The sequence below is a fragment of the Desulfocurvus thunnarius genome (assembly GCF_055390965.1).
The window spans coordinates 2,455,559-2,475,272 of record NZ_AP042411.1; the positions used below are offsets into that span (position 1 = coordinate 2,455,559).

At 64.9% G+C, this 19,714-nt stretch carries 16 protein-coding genes; 9 read left to right on the forward strand and 7 right to left on the reverse strand.

Annotation, left to right across the window (positions count from 1 at the left end; all coding sequences use genetic code 11):
• Nucleotides 1-6: 6 nt before the first annotated feature.
• Nucleotides 7-357, reverse strand: coding sequence for an ArsR/SmtB family transcription factor (locus ACZ5KV_RS10665; protein ID WP_464239281.1), 351 nt, complete (start codon nt 355-357; stop codon nt 7-9).
• A 1,111-nt stretch (nt 358-1,468) separates the two neighbouring features.
• Here ACZ5KV_RS10665 and ACZ5KV_RS10670 point away from each other — a divergent pair.
• Nucleotides 1,469-2,740, forward strand: a complete 1,272-nt coding sequence (locus ACZ5KV_RS10670; RefSeq protein WP_464239282.1) for a double-cubane-cluster-containing anaerobic reductase — start codon at nt 1,469-1,471, stop codon at nt 2,738-2,740.
• Between the two features lie 2 nt (nt 2,741-2,742).
• A complete protein-coding gene (locus tag ACZ5KV_RS10675; RefSeq protein ID WP_464239283.1) occupies nt 2,743-3,525 on the forward strand; it encodes an acyl-CoA dehydratase activase in 783 nt (260 codons plus the stop codon).
• Here the strand turns inward: ACZ5KV_RS10675 and ACZ5KV_RS10680 are convergent.
• The 3 genes from ACZ5KV_RS10680 to ACZ5KV_RS10690 all read right to left on the reverse strand — a co-directional run bounded on the left by ACZ5KV_RS10680 (nt 3,500) and on the right by ACZ5KV_RS10690 (nt 7,497).
• The gene (locus ACZ5KV_RS10680) at nt 3,500-5,635 is read right to left on the reverse strand and encodes an ATP-binding protein (RefSeq protein WP_464239284.1); all 2,136 of its coding nucleotides are present in this window, start codon (nt 5,633-5,635) and stop codon (nt 3,500-3,502) included. The genes ACZ5KV_RS10675 and ACZ5KV_RS10680 overlap by 26 nt on opposite strands.
• A gap of 140 nt (nt 5,636-5,775) precedes the next feature.
• Nucleotides 5,776-6,375 carry a hypothetical protein gene (locus ACZ5KV_RS10685; protein ID WP_464239285.1) on the reverse strand — a complete coding sequence of 200 codons (600 nt, stop codon included), beginning with the start codon at nt 6,373-6,375 and terminating at the stop codon, nt 5,776-5,778.
• A 159-nt stretch (nt 6,376-6,534) separates the two neighbouring features.
• The gene (locus ACZ5KV_RS10690; protein WP_464239286.1) at nt 6,535-7,497 is read right to left on the reverse strand and encodes an ABC transporter ATP-binding protein; all 963 of its coding nucleotides are present in this window, start codon (nt 7,495-7,497) and stop codon (nt 6,535-6,537) included.
• A 134-nt stretch (nt 7,498-7,631) separates the two neighbouring features.
• On the opposite strand from ACZ5KV_RS10690, the gene trmFO reads away from it, so the two are divergent.
• The 3 genes from trmFO to ACZ5KV_RS10705 are packed head-to-tail and all read left to right on the forward strand — an operon-like array spanning nt 7,632 to nt 9,719.
• Nucleotides 7,632-8,981, forward strand: a complete 1,350-nt coding sequence (trmFO, locus tag ACZ5KV_RS10695) for a methylenetetrahydrofolate--tRNA-(uracil(54)-C(5))-methyltransferase (FADH(2)-oxidizing) TrmFO (RefSeq protein ID WP_464239287.1) — start codon at nt 7,632-7,634, stop codon at nt 8,979-8,981.
• Nucleotides 8,978-9,469: an EVE domain-containing protein gene (locus ACZ5KV_RS10700; protein ID WP_464239288.1), complete on the forward strand. Its 492-nt coding sequence runs from the start codon at nt 8,978-8,980 to the stop codon at nt 9,467-9,469. Before trmFO ends, ACZ5KV_RS10700 begins: the two co-directional genes overlap by 4 nt.
• Nucleotides 9,470-9,512: 43 nt before the next feature.
• Nucleotides 9,513-9,719 carry a SlyX family protein gene (locus ACZ5KV_RS10705; RefSeq protein WP_464239289.1) on the forward strand — a complete coding sequence of 69 codons (207 nt, stop codon included), beginning with the start codon at nt 9,513-9,515 and terminating at the stop codon, nt 9,717-9,719.
• A 247-nt stretch (nt 9,720-9,966) separates the two neighbouring features.
• Here the strand turns inward: ACZ5KV_RS10705 and ACZ5KV_RS10710 are convergent, their stop codons facing one another.
• From ACZ5KV_RS10710 to ACZ5KV_RS10720, 3 genes are all read right to left on the reverse strand, one after another.
• Nucleotides 9,967-10,539 (reverse strand): hypothetical protein, encoded by a 573-nt coding sequence (locus tag ACZ5KV_RS10710; RefSeq protein ID WP_464239290.1) that lies wholly within the window; start codon nt 10,537-10,539, stop codon nt 9,967-9,969.
• The gene (locus ACZ5KV_RS10715; protein ID WP_464239291.1) at nt 10,533-11,534 is read right to left on the reverse strand and encodes a lipid II-degrading bacteriocin; all 1,002 of its coding nucleotides are present in this window, start codon (nt 11,532-11,534) and stop codon (nt 10,533-10,535) included. The genes ACZ5KV_RS10710 and ACZ5KV_RS10715 overlap by 7 nt, the downstream gene beginning before the upstream one ends.
• A 373-nt stretch (nt 11,535-11,907) precedes the next feature.
• Complete coding sequence (locus ACZ5KV_RS10720; protein ID WP_464239292.1) at nt 11,908-14,175, reverse strand: DUF3536 domain-containing protein; 2,268 nt, start codon at nt 14,173-14,175, stop codon at nt 11,908-11,910.
• A gap of 204 nt (nt 14,176-14,379) precedes the next feature.
• On the opposite strand from ACZ5KV_RS10720, the gene ACZ5KV_RS10725 reads away from it, so the two are divergent.
• The 4 genes from ACZ5KV_RS10725 (at nt 14,380) to ACZ5KV_RS10740 (ending at nt 19,627) form a co-directional block, all read left to right on the forward strand.
• Nucleotides 14,380-14,649: a hypothetical protein gene (locus ACZ5KV_RS10725; protein ID WP_464239293.1), complete on the forward strand. Its 270-nt coding sequence runs from the start codon at nt 14,380-14,382 to the stop codon at nt 14,647-14,649.
• Nucleotides 14,650-15,218: 569 nt separating this feature from the next.
• The gene (locus tag ACZ5KV_RS10730) at nt 15,219-18,224 is read left to right on the forward strand and encodes a methyltransferase domain-containing protein (RefSeq protein WP_464239294.1); all 3,006 of its coding nucleotides are present in this window, start codon (nt 15,219-15,221) and stop codon (nt 18,222-18,224) included.
• Nucleotides 18,217-18,813, forward strand: a complete 597-nt coding sequence (locus tag ACZ5KV_RS10735) for a class I SAM-dependent methyltransferase (RefSeq protein ID WP_464239295.1) — start codon at nt 18,217-18,219, stop codon at nt 18,811-18,813. The genes ACZ5KV_RS10730 and ACZ5KV_RS10735 overlap by 8 nt, the downstream gene beginning before the upstream one ends.
• 55 nt (nt 18,814-18,868) lie before the next feature.
• A complete protein-coding gene (locus ACZ5KV_RS10740) occupies nt 18,869-19,627 on the forward strand; it encodes an ABC transporter permease (RefSeq protein WP_464239296.1) in 759 nt (252 codons plus the stop codon).
• Nucleotides 19,628-19,714: the final 87 nt, after the last annotated feature.

Consider the following 19,714-nt stretch of genomic DNA (forward strand, 5'->3'; position numbering starts at 1 on the left):
TCTGGGTCATTCACAGGCGTGGCACAGGCCTTCCTGGAGCAGGTGGCGCACGTGTTCGTCGTCCAGGCAGTAGAAGGCCATCTTGCCTTCGCGGCGGTAGCGCACCAGCCGCCCGGCGCGCAGCAGGCGCAACTGGTGCGACACCGCCGAGGCGCTCATGCCGGTCAGCGCCGCCAGGTCGCAGACGCACAGTTCCTCCAGCGACAGGGCGTAGAGGATGCGCGCCCGGGTGGGGTCCGCCAGAGCCTTGAAGATGTCCGCCAGACGGATGATGGTTTCCTCGGCGGGCATCTTGGCGCCCACGCGTTCCACGGCCTCCGGGTGCAGCCCCTGCACTTCGCATTCGTCGTGTGCCATTGCCTCCCCCTCGTGTGTCCGGTTGAAAGTTAAACACTTGAGCATTTGCTCATGTGAGATACGTATCCTCCGGCGCCTTGTCAATGGGAAAAGAGCGGAGCGGCAGCGGCGGCGGCGGCGCGGCATGAGAGGTCGGCGGTTGCGGCGGGTATTGGCCGGGGTGCGGCGGTCGGGTGGCCTGGCGGAGGATTGGTTGGCGAGGGGGCTGCGGGGCGGGCTGGGAGGATGCCGCCGGGGGAGGGGATGCGCCGGGGGAACTGGGCCGGGGCCGACCGGGGAACCGGGCAGGGTGCGGCGTGCGGAAGCGGGATGCGGCCGATGCCGGAATTTCCTGCGGCGGCGCGGGACGGCGGGGGGGGCGCATGGGGCGGGGCGCGGCGGCCCGGGCCCCGCGCTCACGCGGGGGCGGCGGAGCGGCCCCGGGCCGGCCCTTCAGGCGCGGCGCGCGCGGGCGGCGCCCCAAAGCGAAAGCCCCCGGCCGATCCGGGGGCTCTCAGGATGAGGATGTGAAGCGATGAGGCAGTGAACATCTGGAGGCTTTTGCCGGGCGGATTCCAGCGGCCCGGCTGGCGAGGCGTCCGCCGGAGCGGTGGGCAACCCGCTCCGGTGGTCGGTTGGCGATGGCAACCGTGCCTCTGTTGGGAATGATTGTCATTCTCTATCATTCTGTCAAGGGAAACCCGCAAAAAAAGAGATACCCTGCCGGGAGGGTGGTCGCCGTTGTGCCGGGACCGTCGGCCCGGGCGGCACGAGGGTGAAAGGGGGGGCGAATGCCGCTTCGCGGAAACGGGCGCAAGGTGCGTGTCCGGTCGGGTTTTGCCCGGGTTTCCCGGTGCCGGTGTGCCCCGGCGGGCGGGAGCGCCTCCGGGGGCGCCGGTTTCGGGCCTTCGCGCCCGGCTTGGCGGGTTTCCCGGGGCGGGGCTGTGCCCGGCCTCGTGGGCCCCGGCGGCCCCCCAAGGCCCGGACGGACCGCGGGAGACGCCGGGGTGCCCCGGCGCGTTTCAGAAAGGTGCCAATCCTTCAATACCGTGCATAGGTTTGCTCTATCCATGGCCTTGGGGTAGGTTTTCGGAATTCGACAACCCCCAACCCTGGCGAGGAGGGCTGCGGCATGAGCGACCACAAGCGGATGTGGGAAAAGCTGAACCTGGACATCGAGGCCCACGACGGGCTGCTGGAAGTGCTGGGCAAGTTTTACGGCGACATCTACATGTCCCAGGACAACCGGCTCAAAGGCATGGAATACATGGACTTCGTGCTTTCCGAAGTGCATGGGTTGCGCATCAAGGAATTGCAGGACGCCAAGGCGGCCGGGCGCAAGGTGGTCGGTACGTTCTGCGTGTTCGTGCCCGAGGAACTGACCCTGGCGGCGGGCGCGGTGCAGGTCGGGCTGTGCGCCGGGGCCGAGGTGGGCAGCGCCCGGGCCGAGGAACTGGTGCCGCGCGGCACCTGCGCGCTCATCAAGTCGTTCATCGGCTTCAAGCTTTCGCGGCTGTGCCCGTATATCGAATCCTGCGACATGATCGTCGGCGAGACGACCTGCGACGGCAAGAAGAAGGCCTACGAGGCCTTCGCGGCCCACGCGCCCATGTACGTGATGGAGGTGCCGCAGACCAAGAGCGCGGCGGCCCGGGCCCTGTGGCGTGCGGAGATCGTGCGCTTCAAGGAGCGCCTGGAGGAACTGACGGGCAAGGCCATCACCGTGGAATCCCTGAAGGCCGCGATGCGGACGGTCAACGCCCGGCGCCGGGTGCTCCAGCGGCTGAACGCCCTGCGCGCGGCGGACCCCGCGCCCATCTCCGGGCGCGACGCATTGCTCATCAACCAGATCAGCTTCTACGACGACCCCGAGCGCTTCACGGCCAAGATCGGCGAGCTGTGCGACGAGCTGGAGGCCCGGGTGGCCAAGGGCCAGGGCGTGGCCCCGGCGGGCACGCCGCGGCTTTTGCTCTCGGGCTGCCCCATGGCCGTGCCCAACTGGAAGCTGCCCTACGTGATCGAAGGCTCCGGGGCGGTCATCGTCGGTGAGGAATCGTGCATCGGCACGCGCAACACCCGCGACCTGGTGGACGAAACGCCCGAGACCATGGACGGCCTGCTGGACGCCCTGGCCGAGCGCTACATGAAGATCGACTGCGCCTGCTTCACGCCCAACGACGAGCGCATGGACAACGTGGCCGCCCTGGCCGCCACGCAGAAGGCCGACGGCGTGGTGCACTACGCGCTCATGTTCTGCCAGCCCTATGCCCACGAGGCCATGAAGCTGGGCCGGACCCTGGCCGACAAGGGCGTGCCCCTGCTGACCCTGGAGACGGACTACTCCATGGAGGACGTGGAGCAACTCAAGACGCGCGTCGAGGCCTTCGTGGAAATGGTGTCCTGACCATGATCGCCGGGCTGGACGTCGGTTCGCGCTCGGTGGAGCTGGTGGTGGTGGACGCGGCGGGGCGGGTGGTCCTGGCCCGCCGCGTGCCCACCACGTTCCATCCCCTGCGCCAGGTGGCGGCCGTGCTGGACGGCACGGCGCCCGAGGCCATCGTGGCCACGGGCTACGGCCGCGACCTGGTCGCCGGGGCCGGGCTGGGCGCGCCGGTTTCGACGCTGACGGAAATCAAGGCCCACGCCGCCGGGGCGCACCGGCTTTTCCCCGAGGCGCGTACCGTGGTGGATGTCGGCGGGCAGGACACCAAGGCCATTCGCCTGGGCCCGGAAGGGCGGGTGCTGCGCTTCGAGATGAACGACCGCTGCGCGGCGGGCACGGGCAAGTTCCTGGAGCATCTGGCCGGGGTGTTCCAGATTCCCGTGGAGGAGTTCGGCGCCTATGCCCTGGGCGGCGCGCGCGCCGTGCCCATCGGCAGCATGTGCACCGTGTTCGCCGAGACCGAGGCCGTGTCGCTCATGGCCGGGGGCGCTCCGCCCGAGGACATCGCCCTGGGCCTGCACGCGGCCATTGCCGCGCGCACGGCGGGCATGCTGCGCCGGGTGGGGCTGGAGCCGCCGGTGGTCTTCACCGGGGGCGTGGCGCGCAACCCGTGCATGGTGCGCCTGCTGGCCCGCGAGCTGGGGCTCGAGCCCCTGGTGCCCGACGAGCCGGATCACTGCGGCGCCCTGGGCGCGGCCCTGGAAGGGCTGGCCCGGGCGGCTACGGGACAAGCGGCAGGCGGATGACGAAGCTCGCACCCTGGCCCGGAACGGAACGGACCTCGAAGCCGCCGCCGTGGTTGCGGGTGATGATGAAATAGGACACGGACAGGCCCAGGCCCGTGCCCTGGCCGGGGGCCTTGGTGGTGAAGAAGGGCTCGAAGATGCGTTTTTCGGCCTGGGGGGAGAATCCGGGGCCGTTGTCCTCCACCTCGATGACCATCTGCCCGGCCTCGGCCCGGGCGGCGATGCGGATGGCGGGGTCGGGTCGGCGCGGCTCCATGGCCGACAGGGCGTGGGCCGCGTTGCGCACGAGGTTCAGCAGCACCTGCTCGATCTGCACCCGCGAGCAGGGCAGGGGCGGCAGGTCCGGCGGCAGGTCGCGCACCAGCCGGATGTTGCGGAAGTCGTGCTTGCTTTTCAGATCGTAGTCGTTTTCGGCCAGGGTCAGGGTTTCCTCGACGATTTCGCGCAGGTCGCAGGGCGTGCGGCTGGTGCCCTCCTGGCGGCTGAAGGAAAGCATGGAGGCGATGATCCGCGCCGCCCGGGAGCCCGAGGCCACGACGCCTTCGAGCATGCGCTCGATGCCCCGGGCCTTCAGATAGCATTGCAGCGCTTCCAGGGACAGGCCGCAGGCCCGCGCGGCGTCCTCGTTGGCGGGCATGCCCGGGGCCAGCCTGCGGGAGATGTTCTGGGCGCTTTGCAGGATGCCCGCCAGGGGGTTGTTGATCTCGTGGGCCATGCCCGCCGCCAGCCCGCCCAGGGAGAGCATCTTCTCCGACTGCATCATCAGCAGCACCGCCCGCCTGCGCTCGGTCACGTCGGTGAACAGCGTGGCGAACTGGCCGGGAGCCGGGCAGTAGGCGACCACCTCGAAGTGGCGGTCCAGCGCGCCCGCGAACTGCTCGAAGCTTGCGGGTTCGCCCGTGAGGGCCACGCGCCCGTAGCGTTCGATCCAGACGGGTTCGGTTTCGGGCAGGATCTCCAGCACCGTGCGGCCCAGGATTTCGTCGGCCGCAAGGCCCGTCAGGCGCTCGAAGGCCGGGTTCACGGCCAGGAAGCGGTAGTCCCGGGGGCGGCCCTGGTCGTCGAGGAGAATCTGATGCAGGGCGAATCCGGTCTGCATGCTTTCGAACAGGTCCTGGTAGCTCTTGCGGCTGGCGCGCAGTTCGGCCTCCGCGCGCTGACGCTCGGCGACCTCGCGGGCCAGGCGGCGGTTCCACAGCAGCACGCCCGCCACGCACAGCGCAGCCGCCCCGGCCAGGCCCATGGCCCAGCGCAGGGCCCGGCGCAGGCCCGCGTTATTGTCGGCGGCCAGGGAAATCCAGCGCAGGCTGATGGCGTCGCGCTCCTCCTGGCCGATGCTGTCCAGGGCCTTCTGCACGGCGCTGGCCAGCAGGGGCCAGTCGCTGCGCACGCCCATGGCCAGTTCCTGGCGGTCCCAGTCCGTGGGCGCGGCCACGCGCAGGTTCGTCAGTTCGTGTCGGCGCATGAGGTAGCTGGCCACGGCCAGGTTGGCCGCGCAGGCGTCGGCCCGGCCCGAGGCGACCAGTTGCAGGGATTCCAGGGTCGAGGCCACGGGCTGCACGTTCAGGGCCGCGCCCCGCAGGGCCGCGCGGAAGTTCTCGCTGCTGGCCATGTTGCGCACCACGGCCACGGTGCGCCCGCGCAGGTCGCCCTGCCCGGTGAGGATGGGCGCGTCGTCGCGGGTGATGATGACCACGGGGTGGGTCAGGTAGGGCGAAGTGAACAGCAGGTAGCCGCTGCGCTCGGGGCTGACGGCCACGCAGGGCAGGAGGTCGATCTCGCGGCTGCGGGCCAGTTCCAGGGCCCGGGGCAGGTCCGCGTCCAGCACGGGCTCCAGGCGCACGCCCAGGCGCTGCTCCAGGAGGGCCGCATAGTCCGAGGCCATGCCCTTGAAGGTCGGCACGCCGCCGTCGCGCTCCACGTACTGGAACGGCGGCAGCTCCCGGCCCACGCCCATGCGCAGCACGGGATGCTCCGCCAGCCAGCGGCGTTCCTCGGCGCTCAGTTCCAGGGGGGCGCCGGGTGCCACGGCGGGCCCGGCGCCCACGGGCGGGCCCGGCCACGCCAGGGCCAGGAGGAAAAGGAGCAGCAGGCGGGCGGAGAGTGACATGGGCGTCCGGGGTCGAAGGAATGCGCCGGGGCCCGGGGGTCGGGTCCGTGGCCACCCTACCCCATATCGGCGGCCCGCGTCGAGGGGCGGGCGCATATTGGCCCGACGCTCCGCCGTCCTTTGTCCGCGCGGCAATTCGCCTAGAGCAGCCCGGCCAGGCCCAGGCGCATGTCGCCTTCGGCCAGGTTGACCATGAACATCCCGTCGAACCCGGACTGCTCCGAGTTCTGGAGGTAGGCGTCCAGGCCCTTGCGCATGGACATGTAGCGGCTGTTGGTCTGCACCTTGCTGATCAGCCCGGCCTGCTCGGTGATCTTGGCGAAGGCCTCCTTGAGCTGCTCGTCGTTGTTGATGGCGGCCTCGATGGCTTCCTTGTCGGGGTGCGAGCCGTTCACGCGCACGTCGCCGTTTGCGTCGGTCTTCAGGGTGAAGGCCTCGGTGACGTTGACGTCGGCCTCCTGAAGCTTCTGCTCCAGCGACTCCATGAACCCGGTCTTGAGCAGCTCCAGGTCGGCGCTCATGGTATCCACGATGTTCAGGTTCGGATAGTCGCGGGTGAGCTGCGAGAGCTTGACTCCCAGGTCCGTCAGGGTGATGTCGTCCAGGGTGTCGGGCTTGCCGTCGCCGTCGCGGTCCACCCGTTGGCCTTGCTTGGAATCGGGATCGATGCCGTCTTCTTCCTGGGCGCGGAAGCTGACGGTGCCCAAGACGCCGTTGTGCGAAACGCCGTAAATGCTCATGGGTCCTCCTGATGGCCGATGGGCAAAAACTTCCGGCAAGGGCGCCGGACGGCAGGGGGAGAAGCAAGGACCATGCCCGGACGGGCCGGGGAGGGAGGGGGGCCGCGCCGAAGGAGGGAAAGGGCGGAGGGGAAGTCCGGTGGGCCGGGCGGCGGCCGCTTAGGCGTGCAGCCAGCAGCGCACGCCGCGCCCGGGGGCCGGGGCCAGCATGGGCGGGGCCTCCTCGCGGCAGCGCGCCATGACCCGCGCACAGCGCGGGTGGAAGCGGCAGCCCCGGGGCAGGTCCGTCAGCGCCGGAACCACGCCGGGGATGGGCTCCAACTCGCGCCCGCGCCGCCCGGGCCCGGGCAGCGAGCGCAGCAGCCCCAGGGTGTACGGGTGCAGCGGCTCGCGGAACAGTTCGGGCACCGGGGCATCCTCCACCACCTGCCCGGCATACATCACCGCCACCCGCGAGCAGGTCTGGGCCACGATGCCCAGGTCGTGAGTGATGAGCAGCACGGCCGCGTTCCTGCGTCGGCCCAGGTCCATCATCAGGTCCAGAATCTGGGCCTGGATGGTCACGTCCAGGGCCGTGGTCGGCTCGTCGGCCAACACCAGTTCGGGGTCGCAGGCCAGGGCCATGGCGATGACCACCCGCTGGCGCATGCCGCCGCTCAACTCGTGGGGGTAGGCCAGGGCGCGTTCCGCCGGGCCGGGGATGCCCACCAGCCGCAGCATCTCCACGGCCGCCTCGCGGGCCTCGCGGGCGCCCAGGCCCCGGTGCAGGCGCACGGCCTCGGCGATCTGTTCGCCGACCTGGAATACCGGGTTCAGCGAGGTCATGGGCTCCTGGAAGATCATGGAGATGCGGTTGCCGCGAATGGCGCGCATGCCCGCTTCGGGCAGGGCCAACAGGTCCGTGCCGTCGAAGAGCACCCGGCCCCCGGTGATGCGCCCGGCGGGCGCGGGCACCAGCCGCAGCACGGACAGGGCCAGCATGGTTTTGCCGCAGCCCGATTCGCCGACCACGGCCACGGTCTGCCCCTTGCCGACGCCCAGGGACACGCCGTCCACCGCGCGGGCCGGGCCACGGTCCGTGAAAAAGGTGGTCTCCAGGTCGTGGATGGAAAGCAGGTCCATGGTTGCCTCGCTGGGGGGAAGCGGTCATACTCGGGCCGGGCCGTGGGCATTGTGGACGGCGGGGCGCGCCGTTGTCAACGCCGCAGGCCGCCCGCGCGGCCCGGCAACCCAAGACGACAAACATCGAGGAAGCAGTGCCGCAACATACTGTCGCCGTGGTCGGCGGCGGGCTGGCCGGGTGCGAGTGCGCCTGGCAACTGGCCCGCCGGGGCGTGGCCGTCACCATTTTCGAGATGCGCCCCGGGCGCAACACCCCCGCGCACACCGGCGCCGGGCTGGCCGAACTGGTCTGTTCCAACTCCCTGCGTTCCGACCTGCCCGACACCGCCGTGGGCTGCCTCAAGGCCGAAATGCGCCGGGCGGGCAGCCTGATCATGGCCGCCGCCGAGGCCACCCGCGTGCCCGCGGGCAAGGCCCTGGCCGTGGACCGGGCCCTGTTCTCCGACCACGTGACCCGCGCCATGCAGGACCATCCGGCCATCACCATTCTCCGCCAGGAGATCACCGCCCTGGACGACCCGGCCCTGGCGGGCTTCGACGCCGTGGTCCTGGCCGCCGGGCCCCTGGCCTCCGACGCCCTGGCCGCCGACCTCGCCCGCGCCATGGGCACGGCCGACGGCGCGGGCCTGTATTTCTACGACGCCATCGCGCCCATCATCGAGGCCGACTCCGTGGACATGGACAAGGCCTACTGGGGCTCGCGCTACCGCCCCGAAGACGACGACTACCTCAACTGCCCCATGGACGAAGCCCAGTATCGCGCCTTCCTGGACGCGCTGCTGGCCGCCGAGAAGGTCCGGCCCCGCGAGTTCGAGCGCGAAATGCACTTCGAGGGCTGCCTGCCCATCGAGGTCATGGCCGAGCGCGGCGACAAGACCCTGCTCTTCGGGCCCCTCAAGCCCGTGGGGCTGGCCGACCCGCGCACCGGCGCCCAGGCCCACGCCGTGGTGCAACTGCGCGCCGAAAACCGGGCCCGGACCCGCTTCAACATGGTCGGCTTCCAGACCAAGCTGACCTACCCCGAGCAGCGCCGCGTGTTCCGCATGATCCCCGGCCTGGAGCACGCCGAGTTCGAGCGCCTGGGCAGCATCCACCGCAACACCTACGTCAACGCGCCCCAGGCCCTGAGCGAGACCCTGGAACTGCGCAACCGCCCCGGGGTCTACCTCGCCGGGCAGATCACCGGGGTGGAGGGCTATGTGGAGTCCGCCGCCTGCGGGCTGTGGTTGGGCCTGAGCCTGGGCGCGCGCCTGCGCGGGCGCGTGGTGCCGCCCGCGCCGGTGGAGAGCGCCTTGGGCGCCCTGCTCGGGCACCTGCGCACCCCGGCCAAAAACTTCCAGCCCTCCAACGTCCAGTTCGGCCTGATGCCCGAGCTGGGCGTGCGCGCGGGCAAGCGCAAACGCATGGAACTCTACGCCGCCCGCGCCGAAAAGGCCTTTGCCGACTATCTCGACACCCACTTCCCCGAGGAGGCCGCGCCATGACCGCTTCCCCCACCCCCGCCACTCCCGGCCACTGGCTCGTGAAAACCGAGCCCGGCTGCTTTTCCATCGACGACCTGGCCGCCGCCCCGGGGCGGACCACTTCGTGGGACGGGGTGCGCAACTTCCAGGCCCGCAACTTCATGCGCGACGCCATGCAGCCCGGCGACCCCGTGCTGTTCTACCACAGCATCACCAGCCCCGGCATCGTCGGGCTGGCCGAGGTCGCCAGCACGGCCTACCCCGACCACACTGCCCTGAACCCCGACGACAAGCACTTCGACCCCCGCCATTCCCAAGAGCGGCCCCTGTGGTATATGGTGGACATCCGGCTGGTGGAGAAATTCGCCGCGCCGCTGCCCCTGGCGCTTTTGCGCGGCGTGCCCGCCCTGGCCGGGATGGAGCTGTTGCGCAAGGGCAGCCGCCTGTCGGTGCAGCCCGTGCGCCCCGAGGAGTTCCAGGCCGTCATGGCCCTGACCCGCGACCGCTGACAGGTGACAGGCCGCCCCGGCCTCCAAACCACCGGAGGACACCATGGAAGAGCGCATCATCCGCCTGGAAGAAACCGTCGCCCTCCAGGAACGAACCATCGAAGAACTCTCCGACGTGCTCGCCGCCCAGCAAAAGCAGATCGACGCCATGGAACGCCTGCTCCAGGCCGTCGCCACCCGCCTGCAAGCCGCCTTCACCGTCGGCGCCACCACCGCCGCCCCGCCCGACGAGGCGCCGCCGCACTACTAGGGCTGGCGGCGCAAGCGCGGGGAGTGGTCGGGCTGGCGTGTTGCGGCCTGCGGCCGCCGGGGAAGGGGAGGGCGACCCCCCTTTCCCCAAGCGCCGAAAGCGGGGCCGCCCTCCCCTTCCCCGGACCCCATCCCCTCCCACCACCGGAAAGGCGCTCTCGGGGGAAAAGGCGCGCACGGTCTTTGTTAGGGACCGAAAAACAATCGGGCCGGATTCCCTTGGGGGAACCCGGCCCGGTCGGCTTGATCTATTGCCCCTGCTGCCTTGCCATGAATTCGGCGTATCCAGAAAGCTGGTCAAGGATGCCCTCCTCCAAGAGCAGGGCATGGAGTTTTTCTTTGTATGCGCCAAATTTATTATATTTAAATCGCTTTTCAGGAAAAGGAAACATACATATTTTGTCGCCAAATATCCATATGATCAAGAATGTCTTGCGTTGATCATTGGCGATGATTTCTATGCCAAGCTGATTTGGCATTTTGATATGCGATTTCCCGTAGTGCTTGCTCCCACTTGAATCATGAATCAGATTTATGAATTCTGTAATAGTCTTTTTATCAATTATCCGCTTCAGTAAGCGCATACTTTCCCTGTTCATTTCGCATGGAAGATCAATTTCTGAAGGAAGCTCGTAGAAGGTGATTTCTTGGAGTAATTCTGATGAAACAATTGGATTGCCGTCGAATATGGCACCGCTGAATGCATCGTCATATTCCTCGTAGGGGTTACAAAACAAGGCAATGATCTCTGGCTTGATCATGGCGTAAACGAAAACGAGTAGGAAAGGGATAAAGATGTATCTTTTTCGCAATGTTACCATGATCCTTGCCCCACGATGCTTTTTTTGCCTTTTATTCTGATGACAAAATTTTTCCCATCGAACATGCCTCCAAATCGTGTGGATGCCTCAGCGAGTCCATTCCGTTCTCCTTCTCTCATCTTGTTGAAATCATATTTGTCCGGCCCCGATTCCAACTCGCCGTCCAGGTGCCAGCCGTTTTTGCCCACGGTAAGTTTACCTTCCAGCTTCAGAGTGATGTGGCCGAGGGCGGCGTGTTGGGCGCCTTTGGTGCTGTAGGTCTTGCTCAAGGAGATGGTGGCGGTTCCGCCGCCAGCCGCGCGTAGGGCGTCCACCTGCTGCTGGAAGCCGGGGAATTGTTCCGGAGTGACGCCGGAGGTGTCCACATCGTTGAAATCCATTTCCAATTCTTCCTCGCTGCCCCCCAAGTAATGCAGAAAAAGCTTGCCCGCGTCCAGGATGCCGCCGTTCAGGATGGGCAGGTCTTTGCTTGGCGCGGCATGGGGAATGGGCGCGGTGGTGGTGGCGTTTTGTGAGGGCTGCGGGGTATTCTGGTGTGTGGTGGTTTCGCTGCTGGCGAGAGCGGGGGCGGAGGTTGCAGATTTCCGCGTGGCGGAGTCGCCAGCCGAGGGACGCGGGGCGAGGCTGTTTTGCGCGGCGCGGGCGGAGGTGCGCAGGAGGTTGGGCAGCTCAAGGAGAAGCGGCCCGCCCGGGTTGGGGACGGCAGAGAGGAGCGGGTCGTTGGCCTGCTTCCCGGGCAGGGTGCCCGGGAGAGGGCCTGCGGCCTGCGGGGCGTTCTGCCCGAACGGGGCGGGGGTCGGCTCGGCATGTTCGGACCACGGGCCGTCGAATTCCTCGCGCCAGTAGTCCGCGCTGTTCATGGGGGCGGTGTTTGCGTTACGCCGGGCCTCTTTGGCCGTATCGGCCCCGAAAACCACGGTGCGGAAGAACTCCTCAAGGGGCATGGGCTGTTTGCGGGCGTTGCGGGCCGTCTGGCTTTGGGCGGACTGGGGCACGGGTTTTCCTCCTGCTTCCTGGTGCTGTCGCTTTTGGGACGACATTTTGCGTACCCTGCACCTAGGCTAAAAACGCCTACTTGTTAAGATGGCAATCTATAAAATTCATAAACTTTATAATCGTAACAAGAATTATCCGGCCAGGCCCCCGCAACCCAGCCGCGCCTGCCCGGCCATTCCAGCCAGGCAGCCCGGTTTCCTGCCCGTCCTTTGCCCTTTGCCCTGGCCCCCGCCCCGGGTCCGCGCGGCGAGACTTCGCCGTGCGGAGCCGGGGCGGCGTGCGGGGTGCAGGGGCCGTTGGCCCCTGCCGGGGGTCCAGGGGGCGGCGCCCCCTGGCGGGGTCCGGGGCAGCGCCCCGGCAACGCGCGGCGCGCTAGGGCATGGCGAAGCCGAACGCGCGGGCGGCGGCCTGGGCTTCGGGAGAGATGGGGGTCAGCGTCCAGAGGCGGTTTTGGGTGGGCCACCAGTCGGGTTGGGCGTTTAGGGCCTGGGCGCGGGTGGCGAGGCGGGTCAGGGCGGCCCAGTCGGGCGCGGGCGCGGCGAGCAGGGCCAGGGCGGCGAGGTTGAGGGTTTGGGAAAGCTCCTGGCGGGCTGCGGGGGGCCAGGGGTTGGCGGTGAGCAGGGCGTGCAGGGCCTCGTCTTCGGGGGTGTCGGTGCCGTTGGCGATCCAGTGGTGGGCCAGGGCGGGCAGCAGGTGTTGCCAGTGGTCGGTCTGGTTCTGGGTGGTTTGGGCCTCGGCCAGGGGCAGGGTCAGGGCGCGGGCGGTGGCGGCGCGGGCGGCCAAGGTGGCGCGCTGTGTGGCTGCCGAGGCGGCGGCGAAGGCCAGGGTGATGTCCTGGCGCTTGTTCCAGGGCAGGTCGGCGGCGGCGAGCCAGGGGCCGTTGTCCAGGCGCAGGCGGCTGGCCCAGGGGGCTGTGGCGGTGGGCGGCTCCCAGAGCAGGGCGTATGCGACGGCGGCTTCGCCGTGGGTGTGGACGATGCGCGCGGTGCCTGCGAGAGCGCCGGGTTGGGCGACGGGTGCGGTGTTCCAGTGGACGGTGACGCGCACGTCGGGCCAGGGCTGGTCCACGGGGGTGCTGCCGGGGGGCAGGTCGGGGTTTTGGGCCCAGGCCAGGAGCAGGGCGTGCAGGGCGAGGCTGGCGGGGGTGCCGTGGCGCGGGCGGGCCTCCTGGCGCAGGATGGCGTCGCCCGTGCGGCCCAGGGGCTGGCGCGGGGTGGGGTTGGAGCGGGCTTGGGCCAGGGCTTGTTCCAGGGCGGCTTCCAGGGCCTGGGCGCCGCCGGGGACGCCCGTGCGTCCGGCCAGTTCGCAGGCGCGCAGGGCGTTGGTCAGGGCGTTGACGGGTTCGATGCGGTCCAGGTCGTCGAAGAACCAGGCGCAGCTTGCGAAGGAGGCCAGGGCGTGGCGCTGCATGGCCAGGAGATCCCATGCCTGCTGGCGGGCGGCGGGCTCCAGGCCGGGGGCGAGATGGGTGGCGGCGAAGGCGTCGCGCCCGGCGGGCTCGGCGATGACGCGGCCGTAGTCGCGCAAGGCGGTGGCGGGGTCACGCAGCAGGGCCGGGGCGGCCTGGGCGTAGTGGGCGTCCAGGCGGGTTTTGAGGGCGGCGAGGGCCTCGCGCAGGGGGCCGCGCCATGCCTGGGTCCAGCCGGGGTGCTCGCCGCTGTTGCAGCCGCAGTCGGCGCGCCAGCGCTCCACGCCGTGGACGCAGCTCCAGGACGAGGGCTCGTGCAACTGCACGAGGCGCACGGGCGGGTGGGCGGCGAGATGGGCGGCGAAGTTGGTCAGGCGCACGGTGGGGTCGGCCTGGGCTTGGTCCAGGCACCAGGCCAGGGCCATTTCGCCGAAGGTGAAGTGGTGGCCGTAGGTTTCGCCATCGGTGGCGAGGCAGACGAGGCCCGGGGCGGCGGCGGCGCGCAGGCGGTTCCAGAAGGCGCCGCCGTCGGTGAGCAGGCGCTCGAAGGCCACGGCCTGGGACAGGGCGCCGTGGTAGAAGAAAATGGCGATGGAGCGGCCCGAGGGCAGCTCGGCGCGGTAGGGTGTCGTGATGTCCAGGGTGGCTTCGGTGACGGGCTGCCAGGGGCCGCCGGGGTCGGCCACGGCGGCGGCCTGACGCGGGGCCAGGACGGTGTAGGCGATGCCCGCCTCGGCCAGGGCTTCGAGGCTGGCGGTGTCCGCCGCGGCCTCAGGCAGCCAGAGGCCGTCGGGGCTGCGGCCGTAGCGGGCCTCGAAGTCCTGCACGGCCCAGGCGGTTTCGACGCGCTTGTCCTCTGCACTGGCCAGGGGCATGATGGTGTGGTGGCGGATCTGGGCCATGGCGTTGCCGAAGCCCAGGCGCGCGCGCGAGGCGCGGTCGGCTTCGAGGATCAGTTCATAGGTGTCGGGTGCCTGACGGGCCATCCAGGCCAGCAGGGTGGGGCCGAAGTTGAAGCTGATGAACTCGTAGGCGTTGACCAGAGCGCGGATGCGGCCCTGGGCGTCGAGCAGGCGGGCGCGGGAAAGCGGGGCGTAGCTCTCGCGGGTGATGCGCTGGTTCCAGTCGCGCCGGGGGGCGGCGCTGCCCTCGGGCAGCACGACGCCGAGCCAGGGGTCTTCGCGCGGGGGCTGGTAGAAGTGGCCGTGGATGCAGAGGTGGCGGTCGGTCATGGCGGCTCCTGCGGGTTGCGCTGTGGAGGGTGCCGGGCCGGGGGGCTGGACGGCTGTGTCCGTTGTTGCCCGCCTGGGCGCGCAAGTCAACCGGGGCGGACGCCGGGCGGGTGGAGAGGCGTGGCGAAGCGTGAGGTTCTTGACGGGTGGGGACGGGTGCCGTAGGGAAGCGAAAACCAGACGCTGCCCGGCGCAGGAGGGATGATGAACGACGAACGTGCCGAACTTGAGGAATTGTCCCGCGAGGAATTGTTGGAGGTCTTCGAGGGCGCGCTGTTCGAGCTGGTGACCGAGGGCCGGGAGTATTCGGAAATGCTGGAAATGACCCTGGCCCTGGGGCTTAAGCATTTCGTCACCGCCAAACTGGCCGACCGCCCCCGCGAAGAACTGATCGAGCTGTTCATGGACAGCGAGCGGGCCGTGCTGGAGCTGGTGGATTTCGCCGCCGAGCAGGGCTTGCTGGAGGGAGAATAGGCGGAGGAGCTCCACGTGAGGAAAACGGCGGCCTTTCAGGAGGACGCCGTTTTTTGTTTGGTTCGGATGGAGGCGGTGAACAGTGGCCCGCCGCAAGGGCAAATTCGATTCAGGCCGAAACCTCGGCTCTTTCGCTGCGGCTCCGGGGCGCTCCCCCGCCCGATTCAAAGCCCTCCCGGCCATCAGGAACACGGTCGCTTCCATATGTGTCCGTCCATTTTCAATGTCTGCGTAATCATCGTGATCCCGACGGGTTGTCGTTATTTTTCTTACGTATTCCTTCTTGGATTTTTTTGTTGCATCCTTATGTGCGTTTCCCGTTGCCATGGAGTCTGCTGATCGGAGTGTTTCGTTCTTGGTGGCCGGGATTTTTTGCGGCTTGTACGGCCAGGAGGGGCGTTCCAGCGCTATCCAGGGCGTTTTATCCCTTGGCAATCCAGGAGATTCGGGATATTTTTCGTGCCGCTCAAATCCCACATCAGATACTGTAAAAGCATGAGACTTCTGATTGATGCATCTCTCTTGGCGTCCGCAGTGTTGTTAGAGCGAAGCGATATGGAGTTTGTCTTATGAAGGTTGCGTATTCATGTGTTGTTGATGATGCGCCCCTCTATCAATGGCAGGGGTTTATATTTATACGCACTCTTCTGGATTGTGCCGGTGTGAATCCAGAGGACATATTTATTCATGTAGTTGGCGAAAATTTTAAGATAGATGAATATGCAAAATCAAATGGAATTAATGTTGTACGGGTAAAACCATTTGGTGATGAAAAGTATTGTAACAAGTTAGCCCAGTTTGATACAAGTGAATTTAAAGAATATGATTATGTTTTTCTCTGTGATGCAGATATCGCATTCGCAGATAGCATCGATGCCTTGGCTGGCAAGCATGAAAATGAAATCATTGGGAAGACGGTTGACGCGGGTCATCCAAGCGTTGACATCCTGGAGTGGATTTTTGAGCAGTATGGCATTCAAAAACCAGTCCAGGTGCAAACGTATAAGGGAGCGACGTTCCAATCCAATTGTAATGGAGGTCTGATCGGCATCCCCAAGGCCCTTTTTGCTGCTCTCGGCAGAGAATGGCGGAAAATGGCCTTGGACTTGCTTGCGAACAAAGAAATCCAAGAGCGGCTCGGCGCATACGCAATGCATGTCGATCAAATATCTTTTTGTTTAATCCTTGAAATGTTGAGCCTTCCTTTTTCGCCAGTTGGTGTCAAATTCAATACCCCTATTCACCGCGAATTGTTTCTTCCTAAGATTCTTGATGAGTTGGGGGAAGACGAACCGGCCGTCCTCCACTATCATTCTTCACTCGATCATCTTGGGCAATTGAAGCCCACTGGAGTCGTTCCAGTTGACAATGCAATTGGAAAAGTGAACGCGGTGATTCGTCAGAGCTATACCAACGCATTGTTCTGGGATTTTCGCTACCGTATGTATCCCGATCTTGGGTCGGGCGTCGGTTCGCGGGGTGATGTCCTTGAGAAAAAGCGGAAGATGTTGCGACTTTTGGGGATAGAGCATTTTGCTTCCGTTCTGGACATCGGGTGCGGGGATTGCGAAACAACATCCGGTTTCCAGTTTCCCAGCTATGTCGGGGTGGATATCTCCGAGGAATCCTTGAAGGAATGCGCGAGGAAACACCCGGGGGGGTGCTTCAAAAAGTATGAGAACAGAGAGGAGATCGCTTCGGCAGACTTCGTTTTGTGCCTCGATGTCTTGCTGCACCAAGAGAGTAAAGAGAAATATGAAGAGCTTATTGAATTCGCAGCGCGAAAGGCCCGCCGGAGGCTGGTGATCTCCGGGTATAGAAACCAGAGTGACTGCGATAAATCGCATATGTGCTTCTTTCATGAAGATATTGTCGAGTCGGTAGAAAAGACTGGCGCCTTTAAAAATGTTTTTGTTTTTTTGCAGTACAGGAACCTTGCCGTCGTTGTCGCGGACAAGGAGGAGGACTTGTTCGAAGCCGGGCGGAATGAAAACGCGATAGACGGCACGGCGCTCAATGATTTTCTTCGCAATGCGAAGAATCCTGACCTTCTGGGACAGTGCGTCACGGTGTCGGAATCCATTTTCGGTTGGTTCACAAAGCACTATCCACGATTGATTGAATATCCCTGGATTCTGTCTCAGCTCGGCTATGAGCTCAATGGGAAACGGATAGGCGACTTCGGGGCTGGCATAACGCCCCTCCCCTTTCTGCTTTCGACGCGCGGGGCGAAAGTATGTACCGTCGATTACGGGCCCCGTATAGATAGGAATTCAGTTGGCTTGAAAAATGAGTGGGGTTTTTTCGATTACGCTGAGGTGGACGAAAAGATTGAATGTATCAATGGTAAGATTGATCTGCCGTCTCTTGGTAAAGAAAAATTTGATGTCTGGCTTTCCGTCAGTGTGGTGGAGCATCTTGCCGCGACCGAGCGGCGCCGGGTTTTTTCCGTGATGCGCGAGACGCTGAAAGGTGGCGGTTTCCTTTTGCTGACCTTGGATCTGGAGAAGGATTCTGAAGCTCTCTGGAACCGGTGCGCGGGAAAAGTTGTCGACCAGGAAGGTGCGCACGGCGATCTCGGCACGGTGATCGCGGAACTGAAAGACAGCGGGTTTGAGGCGGTACGTTATGCAACGGAGCCCATGCCTGAATCGGAAAAGGTCGATATTGCCCTGCTGACCGCCGTGGCGACGCAGGACCATGAAGACAGGCGCACGCCAAGAGTATCGGACTACTTGAAAACCCTTTCCTTGTCTGCGGCGTCTGCGATTGCTCCCGGCATGATTGCCCGGCGGGTCGAGGCCTGTCGTCTTTTTGATGCGCGGTGGTATGCCGCCCGGCATCCGGAAATTGATTTCCAGGGGAGTTGTACGCCAGCGTCGCATTATGCCGCAAAAGGCTGGAAGACGGGGAATGATCCTTCTGAACTTTTTTGTACAAACCTATATTTGCGGGCCAACGCTTATTTGAAGCAAATGTCGGTCTGCCCTGTCATCCATTACTGGAGCAATGGCGGCGATTCATTCGACCAGATCATCCCCCTTCAGGTGCAAAATTTGATGAAGCCCTTTGATTTCTCTGGGGTCTACGAGCTTGGCAATAAAAAGACAAAAGGCGTTCCCTACAGTAAATTTTATGAGCGTCGGGGCATAGAGTATACTTCAATCGACCTGAATGGATTGGATGGCGCCTTGCCTCTCGACTTGAGCCAGCCGATAGACCTCCCGCCGCGGCCGATGGTGGCAAATATCGGGACGAGCGAGCATGTTTTGGATCAACATGCGGTCTTCAAGAACATACACAGGCTGTCGTCGTTCCGGATGGTGCATTGGGTGCCGATGGCTTCATTTCATCCGCAGCACGGTTTCTGGGGTTACCCGCTTGATTTCTTTGAACGCCTAGCCCAGGCGAATGCCTATGAAATAGAAAAGCTCTACATCGAAAAATCATTCAAGAACTGGACGCTGCTTTGCTGCTCCTTGAGGAAGACAGTGTATACAAGGCAGGAGTTTTATTGGGACGGAGACGGCTTGACCTTCAATCCTGAAGGGAAAGGAGGAGTCATGTATGTCTGATTGTAAGAATGGCGAGATTGTGAATCTTGATATCGGAGGCCAAAATAATCGGAATGACCAAGGCGGCCGCTGGATTATAATTGATTTACATGATGGGGCCGATATCAAGATGAACCTGGAGACGGACGACATCCCTCTCCAGAGCGCCTCCGTTGACAACATATATTCATCGCATTGCATTGAGCACGTTGAGCCGAACAGAATCCGTCATGTTATTGCGGAATTATATCGTGTGCTCAAGCCGGGCGGCATAATCCGGATTGTCGTTCCGAGTTTCAAGAAGGGCGTTTTTTACTATTTTTTCTTTCCTTCCGTGTTGCGAAGGAGGATGATGCCCCGTTTGAATTCCAATGTTCCGGATACGAAGATGTCCAGGCTCTCTTCTTGGTTTTATACGGAAACCAACAGTGTCAATGGCACGCCTGGGCACAAAATTATTTTTGATTATGAGTTGTTGCATGCGTTTTTGTCTGAGGCGGGATTCCGACAGGTAAACAAAAAAAGCCTCCACTCCTGCTCTACCCCTTTCAAGGGGAAAGATAACCCGGGCTATAGGACGTTTTCGCTGTATGTCGAAGCTGTTAAGTGAGCCCGGGCCGCGGGAGAGAGGGAAGGATCACCCGGTATCCGGCAACGCTGACGCCATGCTGCACTATGTGGAGATCATTTTCTTCCGCGCATATGCCGACCTCAAGGCCGAGGCGGCGCGCGGCTACCTTGGCGTGCTCTGGTGGATTCTTGAGCCGCTTATCTATCTGGGCATGTTTTCCTTCTTTTTCGTCTACATCCGGCAGCACGCCGACGGCAAACTCGTGCCGTTCCTGCTGACCGGGCTGGTGGCCTGGAAATGGTTCGCCAGCACGCTGCCTGCCTGCTCCAAGTCCATCGCCGGGGGTGTGAACCTCATGCGTCAGGTCTATCTGCCCAAGTACATCTTCCCCTGGGTCTCCGCGCTGACCAACGCGTTCAAATTCCTCGTCGTCTTCTGCCTGCTGTTGACCTTCCTGCTGGTGACCGGCGTCAGGCCCACGGTGGCGTGGCTGGCCCTGCCCCTGCTCGTCGCCGCGCAGTTTTTTTTCATGCTCGCCGTCTCGGGAGTTCTTGCGGCGCTGGTGCCCTTCGTGCCGGACCTGAACCAGATCATCAGCAACATGCTCATGCCGCTATTCTTTCTCTCCGGCGTGATCTTCGACATTTCGCGGATTCCCGAGCCGTTCCAGTCCTATCTGTACTTCAATCCCCTGGCGGCGCTCATCGCCGACTACCGTCGGGTGCTCATCGACGGGGCCTGGCCCGGCTGGGGCGGCCTGGGGGCGATCTTCCTGCTGTCCGCGGTGGTCTGGGCCGCCGCGTGTGCGCTCATGCGCCGCTTTGACCGCGTCTATCCGAAGGTGCTGGCATGACGGACTCGACGGGTGCGACGGACATGGTGGACACGACAGGCATGACAGACAAGGCGGGGCGCGTGGCTCTGAGCCTGCGCAATGTGG